The 8,426-nt window shown below is 74.0% G+C and carries 5 protein-coding genes and 1 pseudogene; 4 read left to right on the top strand and 2 right to left on the bottom strand.

Annotated features, from left to right (window positions below):
- Positions 1–13: 13 nt before the first annotated feature.
- From ACFW2E_RS34755 to ACFW2E_RS34740, 4 genes are all read left to right on the top strand, one after another.
- Positions 14–202, top strand: coding sequence for a DUF397 domain-containing protein (locus tag ACFW2E_RS34755; RefSeq protein ID WP_384472302.1), 189 nt, complete (start codon positions 14–16; stop codon positions 200–202).
- Between the two features lie 153 nt (positions 203–355).
- Positions 356–1,291 (top strand): universal stress protein, encoded by a 936-nt coding sequence (locus tag ACFW2E_RS34750; RefSeq protein ID WP_384472299.1) that lies wholly within the window; start codon positions 356–358, stop codon positions 1,289–1,291.
- 267 nt (positions 1,292–1,558) lie between these two features.
- Positions 1,559–4,465: an ATP-binding protein gene (locus tag ACFW2E_RS34745; RefSeq protein ID WP_384472296.1), complete on the top strand. Its 2,907-nt coding sequence runs from the start codon at positions 1,559–1,561 to the stop codon at positions 4,463–4,465.
- A gap of 49 nt (positions 4,466–4,514) precedes the next feature.
- Entirely contained in the window at positions 4,515–5,012 is a 498-nt protein-coding gene (locus ACFW2E_RS34740) for a hypothetical protein (protein ID WP_384472293.1), read from the top strand.
- Positions 5,013–5,022: 10 nt separating this feature from the next.
- Here the strand turns inward: ACFW2E_RS34740 and ACFW2E_RS34735 are convergent, their stop codons facing one another.
- Together ACFW2E_RS34735 and ACFW2E_RS34730 are read right to left on the bottom strand one after the other, a co-directional pair.
- Positions 5,023–6,996 (bottom strand): N-acetylmuramoyl-L-alanine amidase, encoded by a 1,974-nt coding sequence (locus ACFW2E_RS34735; RefSeq protein WP_384472290.1) that lies wholly within the window; start codon positions 6,994–6,996, stop codon positions 5,023–5,025.
- Positions 6,997–7,260: 264 nt separating this feature from the next.
- A pseudogene (locus ACFW2E_RS34730) lies at positions 7,261–8,374 on the bottom strand (aminoglycoside phosphotransferase family protein).
- Between the last annotated feature and the right edge of the window lie 52 nt (positions 8,375–8,426).

Below are 8,426 nucleotides of genomic sequence, written 5' to 3'. Positions count from 1 at the left end.
TTAAAACAAGTATCTGGACCTGAGCGGCGCCGAGTGGATGTCCAGCAGCCGAGGCCTGGGGGATGTCCAGATCGCCTTTGTCGAGGGATTCATCGCGATGCGCAACAGCGACCGCCCGGAGAGCCCTTCCCTGATCTTCACACCCGCGGAGTGGGGTGCGTTCGTCTCCGGGGCGAGGGAAGGGGAGTTCGACCTGACCTGAGTCCGGGGGCGCCGGGCAGGAGCCGGCGAGCCGAACCGGTGGGTGTTCCGCCCCGATTTCCGGACACGCGACCTGTAGTGCCCTTCCGGGGCCGATGCCTGAGCGAGGCTGGCTCAGGACACGGGGAGGTCGCATTTCCGGAGGTGAGGAACGATGAGCACTCCGCCGGTCGTCGCCGCGGTCGACGGTTCGGACGACAGCCTGCGCGCCCTGGACTGGGCCCTCGGCGCCGCCCGCAGGCGTTCGGCACCGCTGCGGGTGGTGTACGCGCGGCAGTACGCCCCCTGGTCGCAGCCCGACGTCCTGGTCACCGGACCGCCCGAGCCGCCCGACGATTCCGTCCTCGACCAGGCGCGCGACCATCTGCGGGGGCGTGACGAGGGGCTGACCGTCGAATACTCCGCCCCGGTCGGGGCGCCCGCCGTCGTACTGCCCGAACTCAGTTCCACCGCACAGCTGTTGGTGCTGGGCTCCCGGGGCCGCGGCGGCTTCGCCAGCCTGCTTCTCGGATCCAACAGCCTGGCCGCCGCCCGCGACGCCGTGTGCCCCGTCGTCGTGGTGCCCCGGCCCGGCCGCGACGGGGGTACCTCCCACGCCTTTGGGGCAGTGGGGGAGCACGGCGAGGCGCCGGACGGACCCGGGCCCCGGGTCGTCGTCGGCCTGTACGTCGACGTCCCCGACGAGGCCGCCCTCGCCTTCGCCTTCGCCGAGGCCGCCCTGCTCCGCGCGCGGCTCCAGGTGATCGCCGCCTACCCGTGGCCGGTGACCGGCCTCGCCGCCCCCGGCGAACTGGTCCCGCCGGCCCTCGACCAGAGCGCCATCGAGCGGGAGACGTGGACCCTGGCCGACGGCCTGCTCGCCCCGCACCTCAAGGCGCAGCCGGACGTGCACTCCGAGGTCTGCGCCCTGCCCGGCGACGCGGCCGGCCACCTCGTCGCCGCATCCAGGGACGCCGAGCTGGTCGTAGTGGGCCGCCACCGCCGACGCCTCCTGGCCCCCGCCCGGATGATGGGCTCGGTCACCCAGGCGGTCCTGCTGCACGCGGTGAGCCCGATCGCGGTGGTACCGCCGGTGCCTGCGGAGGACTGAGGCGGCCGGGGCGGCTGTCGGGAGCGCGGCGGGCTCATGTCCGGGCGGTGGTGGCCGGGTCGGCGGCCGCGGGCCCGTGCCGGCGGGCGGGGATGTCCGCATTGTCGGTCCCGTACGGTCCCGGTGGCGGGACACGGCCCGGACGGATTCGAGCAGTAGCCGCCCAGCGGGCTCGCGCGGGCCCGGCGAGGCGTACTCTGAGGTGCCTGACAGCCACGCTGCGCGCCCGCTCCCCGCGCGGGTCCACGACCGTGGCGGGGGGTAGTGATGGAGCATCGGGTCGTTCGGAGCAGGCGGACACTCTTCGAGCGTGAAGGAGAACTCGCCGCCGTCGACGAGGCGTTGGGCGAGCTGACCGGTCTGCGCGCGGACGGCGCCGAGCAGCCCGGAGTCCCGCGCGGCGCGCTGCTCGCCTTCGCGGGCCGCGCCGGAATCGGCAAGACCACCCTCCTCGCCGAGGTCCGCCGCCGCGCCACCGCCCAGGGCTGCACGGTGCTGTCCGCCCGCGGCGGCGACCAGGAGCAGCGCGTCGCCTTCCACGTCGCCCGCCAGCTCCTCCAGCCGCAGCTCGCGGGCGTGCCGGAGAGCGAACTGCGGTCCTCGCTCGGCAGTTGGTACGACATCGTCGGCCCCGCTCTCGGCCTGTGCGCCCCCACCGAGGGCGCCCCACCCGACCAGCAGGGCCTGCGCGACGGCCTCGACTGGGTCCTCACCCACCTCGCCGTACGCCGCGCCCCGATGGTCCTCGTCCTCGACGACGCCCACTGGGCCGACCCCGAATCCCTGCACTGGCTGGCCGCGTTCGCGCCCCGCGCCGAGGAACTCCCGCTGCTGGTCGTCGTCGCCTACCGGCCCGACGAACTCCCCGACCACGCCGAGTCCCTGCGCGGACTGCCCGGACGCGCGGGCGGACGCCCGCTCGGCCTGGAACCGCTCAGCGCCGCCGCCGTAACCCGCCTGGTGCGCGAGGCCCTCGGCACGCACGCCGACGACGCGTTCTGCCGCGAGTGCTGGGCCGTCACCGCGGGCAACCCCTTCGAGACCGTCGAGCTGATCGCCAAGGTGCGCGACCGCGGACTCACCCCGACGGAGGCCGGGGCGCACCTGCTGCGCGACCTCGCCGCCGCGGTCAAGGGCAGCGGGCTGATCGCCCGGCTCGAACGCCTCGGCGCCTCCACCGTCCGCTTCGCCTGGGCCTGCGCCGTCCTCGGCACCGAGATCCACCCCGGGCTCGCCGCCGCCGTCGCCGGACTCGGCCCCGAGGAGGCCGCCGACGCCGCCGACGCACTGCGCGGCGCGCGCATCCTGACCGGCACCGTGACGACCGCGGGCACCCTGGAGTTCGTCCACCCGCTGATCGCCACCGCCGTCTACCGGGCCATCCCGCCCGGCGTCCGCGTCGCCCTGCACGGACAGGCCGCCTGGTGCCTGCTCGACGACGGGCAGGGGCCCTCCGCCGCCGCCCGCCACCTCCTGGAGACCCATCCCGACGGCGACAGCTGGGTCGTGCAGCAACTGCGCGCCGCCGCCGGCGAGACCCTCAGGGCCGGCGCCCCCGACGCCGCGCGCACCTACCTCGCCCGCGCGCTGCGCGAACCCCCGTCGCCCGGCGACCGCGCCGCCGTCCTGTACGAACTGGGCAGCGCCTCCCTCCTCACCGAGCCGGCGACCACCGTCAACCACCTGCGCGCCGCCCTCGACGAGCCCATCACCGCACCCGAACTGCGGCACAACATCGTCTACCGCCTCTCCCAGGTCCTCGCCCACAGCGACCGCCTCGCCGAGGCCTCCGACACCCTCGCCCGTGAGATCCGCGTGACCGGCGACGCACGCGTCAGGCTGCGCATGGTGGCCGAGCAGTTCATGTGGGACGCCTTCCGCGCGGACGAACCCGACCACCCCTCACGCTCCCGCCGCCTCGCCCGGCTCGCCGACCGCCTCAAGGGCCGCGACCTCACCGAGCGCTACATCATCGGGCTGCGCACCTGGGACGCCGTCCTGCGCGGCGAACCCGCCCCGATCGCGCTCCAGCACGCCGAACGCGCCCTCACCGGAGGCCTCCGCTGGGCGGAGCCCGATCGCGGCTTCGAGGTGCCCGTGCTGGTGTCGCTCGCCTTCATGTACGCCGACCGCCCCGGACGCACGGAGGAACTCTTCGCCGCCGGCATCGCCGACTACGAGAAGCAGGGCTGGCGCGGCGCCCACCTCTCCTTCGCCTACACGCTCCTCGCCTACGTCCGCTACCGGCGCGGTCGGCTCGCCGAGGCCGAGGACTTCGTGCGCGCGGGCCTGCGGCTGGCCGAACGGGTCGGGCCCGGCACCCCCGCCCACTGGTACGCCGTGGGCATCCTCATCGAGGTCCTGCTGGCCCGGGGCCGCGTCGAGGAGGCGGCACAGACCGCCGACGACTTCTGCTTCGGCGAGCCCTACCCGGCGGCCGTCGTCTTCCCCGACGCCCAGACCGTGCACGGCGAACTGCTCCTCGCCCGCGGTCTCCACAAGGAGGCGTTGGCCGAGCTCTCCGCCGCCGGGCGCCGCCTCGACCCCCGGGGCATCCGCAACCCGGCCTGGTGCCCCTGGCAGCTCCACCTGGCCCGCGCCGAGGCCCACGACACCCCCGAACGGGCCCTCGAGACCGCCCTCGAAGCCGTCGGCCGCGCCCGGCAGTTCGGCGCTCCGTCCGCCGTCGGACAGGCCCTGCGCACGGCCGCGGAGGTGTCCTCGGGCTCAGCCCGCGTCAAGTACCTGGAGGAGGCCGTCGTCCACCTGGACCGCTCCCCGGCCGCCTACGAGCTCGCCTGCGCACTGGTAGCCCTGGGCACCGAACTGCGCCGTACCGGCCGCCCCGGGGAGGCCGCCGAGCACCTCTACCGGGGCCTCGACACGGCGGTCCAGTGCGGCGCCGACGGACTGGTGGAGACGGCCCGGAGCGAACTGGCCGCGGCCGGCCTGCGCCCCCGCCGCCTCCACAGCACCGAGACCGACACGCTCACCAGCCGCGAGCGCACCGCCGCGGGCCTCGCCGTCCGCGGCCGCACCGAGGCGGAGATCGCAGCGGAGCTCCACACCGACGAGCCGACCGTCGTGCGCCTGCTGTCGGCGGTCTACCGGAAGGTGGGGACCGACCACTCGGGGCTCGGGGCGGCCCTGGGGGAGGGCACCGCTACCCGTTGAGACGGCTCCCACACGTCACCGATCGCGTTCGTGCACGTACCATGGCCGCATGTCGTTCCTCCGCCGCCGCAGCGCCACTCCCGCCGGCCCCGACTTCGACGTTCTGGCCATGGATCCGGGCGACTGGCCCGGCAATCTGGGCGCGGGTCTGCTGCCCGCCCCCGACGGCAGCTGTCAGGGCGTCTTCCTGCGCTACGACCTGTTCGGCGGCCGCGGCCCCGCCATGATCATCGGCAATCTGCCCCAGGGCTCCCCGGCCCGCGAGGTCGCCGGGGGAGAAGTCCCCTTCGAGGTGGCGCAGCTGCTGCTCGCGCTGGAGAACGACGAGGAGGTGACCGTCACCGACACGGAGGACATGCCGGTCCTCCAGGGCGACAACCTCCTGATCGTGCGGCGCCTGAAGCTCTCCGAGAGCCGGATCGCCTGCGTCCAGTTCGACCGGAGCGACGGCGTCCTGGTCACCATCGCCGCCTGGGACCGGCCCATCACGGACGACCTGTACGCCCTGCTGAAGCCGCTCCCGGCGGAGCTTTTCCAGCAGGGCTGACGCGGCGCGGCTAACGGGCGGCCGACGGCTCCACGCGGACGTCCGCCGCACGGACGAACGCCACCCGGTGGCCGTACTGGATCTCGTAGTACAGGTCCTGCCCGGCCACGACCTTGTGCGAGTCGGTGGTGAAGGTGACCGCGTAGTAGTACTCGCCCGGCACCTCGTCACCGACCACGTACCTCTGGTCCGCCGTGACGGTGTACGGCAGCGGGACCACCGACTGGGCGGGCACTCCGGCCGGGTAGGCGGCCTTCTCCGGGTACGCGCGCCCGTACACGGGGATGCTGCTCAGGCCGTCCTTGGGCGTGATCACGAGACCTGACGCGTTCACCGCCGTGGGCCGGTCCTTCGGGTTCCTGAACCAGGCCTTCTGCCCCAGGTACCAGATGGCCGTCCAGTCGCCCCAGTGGTCGGCGACCGCGTACTGCTGGCCGGTGGAGACCCGCGAGGACAGGTCGTTCACCCCGGTGGTCGGGGTCGTGCCCAGACCGATGTCCTTGATCAGGGCGGAGTTCTCGTCGTGGTCCGAGTACAGCCGCACCTCACTGGAACCGTGCGACACACAGGCCTCGCCCTGGGTGGTGCAGCCCGTGTACACCGGCCGGTTCGAGGCGTAGTCCGGCCGGATCGTCACCAGCCCGCCCTTCTTGCCCGCGGTGCGCTTGAAGGGGTGGTCCAGCAGCTCGAAGTAGTGCCGCCAGTCCCAGTACGGCCCCGGGTCGGTGTGCATGCCGGGGACGGTCGAGGTGGTCGGTCCCGGCACGTTGTCGTGGCCGAGGATGTGCTGCCGGTCCAGCGGGACGCCGTACTTCTTCGCGAGGTACTTCACCAGGCGCGCCGACGACCGGTACATCGCCTCCGTGTACCAGGCGTCCGGCGAGGCCAGGAAGCCCTCGTGCTCGATGCCGACCGACTTGGCGTTGATGTACCAGTTGCCTGCGTGCCACGCCACGTCCTTCGCCTTGACGTGCTGGGCGATCAGACCGTCCGTGGAGCGGATGGTGTAGTTCCACGACACATAGGTGGGGTCCTGCACCAGGTTCAGGACGCCGTCCCAGGTGCCCTCGGTGTCATGGACGACGATGTACTTGATGCTCTGCGACGCGGGCCGGTCGCCGAGGTCGTGGTTGCCGTAGTCGTTGTCCCCGAACTCCGCGTACGGAGCCGGGATCCACTCGCAGGACACCTTCTCGGGGCACTCGGTGTCGTCGGCGGACACCGTGCGCAGCCCCGTGAGCCGCAGCTGCGCGGTGTTCGCGCTCAGGTGCGGCCGGGCGGTCAGCGTGACCCGCTGTCCCTGGTCCGTGGTGCGCTCCTCGCCGGTGCGGAGCACGTCGTACACGTCGTTCGCGTACGCCGCGGCGGTCGCACTGTCGTCCGCGCCGGAGAAGCGGGCCACCGCGCCGTACCACTCGGCCGGGTCGGAGCTGAGCGGCTCGCCCAGGTCCTTCTGGGCGGCGGCGAGCAGCGCGGCACCGCCCGCCACGTTGGCCACCGGGTCGGTGCGCAGTTCGCCGGCCGGGATACCGGTCAGCTCGGCGGCCCTGGGCAGTGTCCTGAGTCGGGCCGGGAGTGCCGACTGCCGCGGCACCTGGACGTCGGGGTGCAGCGCCGCGCGGGCGCCGTCCCCACGGGCGTCCTCGGTGCCCTCGGCCAGGTGCTCGCCGGCCGCGAGCGCGGTGCGCGCGTCGGTGAGGTGCATCGGGCCGTAGCCGCCGGTCACACTGGGCGCCCCGGCGTGGGTGTCCCATCGGGACTGGAGGTAGGAGACGGCCAGCAGGACGCTCTGCGGCACGTGGTACTCGGCGGCCGCGGCGGCGAAGGCGCGCTGCAGCTCGCCGCCGGTGGACCCGGCGGTGCTCTGGGCGGGGGCCGCGCCCAGCAGCGGGAGCAGCAGGGCCGCGGAGGCCAGCGTGCCGGCCGTTCTCCGGGTGCGTCTGCTGCCGGGCTTCGAGGTGGGGTCGGTGGCGGATCCTCGCAATGCGGCCTCCTGTGACGGGCGGGCGTGGCGGGGCGTACGGCGCCGAGCTTGGTCAGTGGTACCGGCTTGCCGACGATCCGTCAATGATGCTCGGAAGAAGGCGACTTCCCATGTCAAGCAGGGGTTCGGCGAGTTTCGTGGCGGAGGCTCGCGGGCCTGCGGGGCGTCAGTGGATTACACCACTGGGCACCTGCGGGCCGATCCCCGCGCACGAAGGTCCGCGGTACGCCGCTGCCCTGGGCGCACCGCGGACCTTCGTCCCCGTCAGCGAGTGCCGACCGCCGCCCGCACCGCCCTGCGGGCCAGCTGGCAGTCGTCGTGCAGCCGCCTCAGCAACAGCCGCTGTTCCTCGCCGGTCGGCGCAGCGCCCGGGTGGGCCACACCCGCTGCCGCCGGGGCCGCGTCGTGCATCGAGCGCTGCACGGCTGTCTCGTAGGTACGGATCTCGCGGGTGAGCACCAGCATCAGGTTCACCAGGAAGGCGTCCCGCGACGCGGGCCCCGCCGACTGGGCGATCTGACTGATCTGGCGCCGGGCCACCGGAGCGTCGCCCAGGACCGACCACAGCGTCGCCAGGTCGTACCCCGGCAGGTACCAGCCCGCGTGCTCCCAGTCCACCAGCACTGGACCGGCCGGTGAGAGCAGGATGTTCGAGAGCAGTGCGTCGCCGTGGCAGAACTGGCCCATTCCCTGGCGGCCCGCCGCGTGCGCGATGCCGTGCAGCAGCTTCTGCAGGTCACCCATGTCCCGGTCGGTGAGCAGACCCAGCTCGTGGTACCGGGAGATCCGGGCCGCGTAGTCCAGGGGCGCGTCGAACGTGCCCGCCGGCGGACGCCAGGTGTTCAGCCGGCAGATCGCCCCGAGCGCCGCCCGGATGTCGGCGCGTGGCGGCGCCTCCGCCGGATGCCGCTGGAACGCCGCCACCCGGCCGGGCATGCGCTCGATCACCAGGGTGCAGTTGTCCGGGTCGGCCGCGATCAGTCTCGGCGCCCGGACCGGCGGGCGGTGCCGGACGAATGAACGGTATGCCGCTATCTCGTGCCGGTACCGCTCGGCCCACGCGGGCGAGTGGTCCAGCAGACACTTGGCGACGGCCGTGCTGCGCCCCGTCGTTCCGACGAGGAGCACGGACCGCCCGCTGCGGCGCAGTACCTGGACCGGAGCGAACTCCGGGCAGATGCGGTGCACCGAGGCGATCGCGGTGCGCAGCTGGGCGCCCTGGGGGCCGGACAAGTCGAGTCTCCCGCTGAGCGGTTGGGTGCCGAGCCCCGCGGGGCGCCGCGGCGCGCGCGCGCCCCGCCCGCGGGGCGCCCCGCCGCGGCGGCCGGGGCCCGCCGGCACCTGCGGGCCGCGGATCTCCACCTCGCCGTCGGACCACACCGGCACGGGCTCCCGGGTGACGGGGTCGACGACACGGCACTCGGTACCCG

The sequence above is a fragment of the Streptomyces sp. NPDC058964 genome, assembly GCF_042741275.1.
Classification (GTDB): Bacteria; Actinomycetota; Actinomycetes; order Streptomycetales; family Streptomycetaceae; genus Streptomyces.
The sequence above is the reverse complement of the archived record's forward strand: the minus strand, read 5'-3'. Positions and strand labels throughout refer to the sequence as shown.

Excerpts from the sequence above, each read along its gene's own strand:
- ACFW2E_RS34740 (WP_384472293.1), top strand. The coding sequence starts at position 4,515 with ATGTCGTTCCTCCGCCGCCGCAGCGCCACTCCCGCCGGCCCCGACTTC.
- ACFW2E_RS34745 (WP_384472296.1), top strand. The coding sequence starts at position 1,559 with ATGGAGCATCGGGTCGTTCGGAGCAGGCGGACACTCTTCGAGCGTGAA.
- ACFW2E_RS34750 (WP_384472299.1), top strand. The coding sequence starts at position 356 with ATGAGCACTCCGCCGGTCGTCGCCGCGGTCGACGGTTCGGACGACAGC.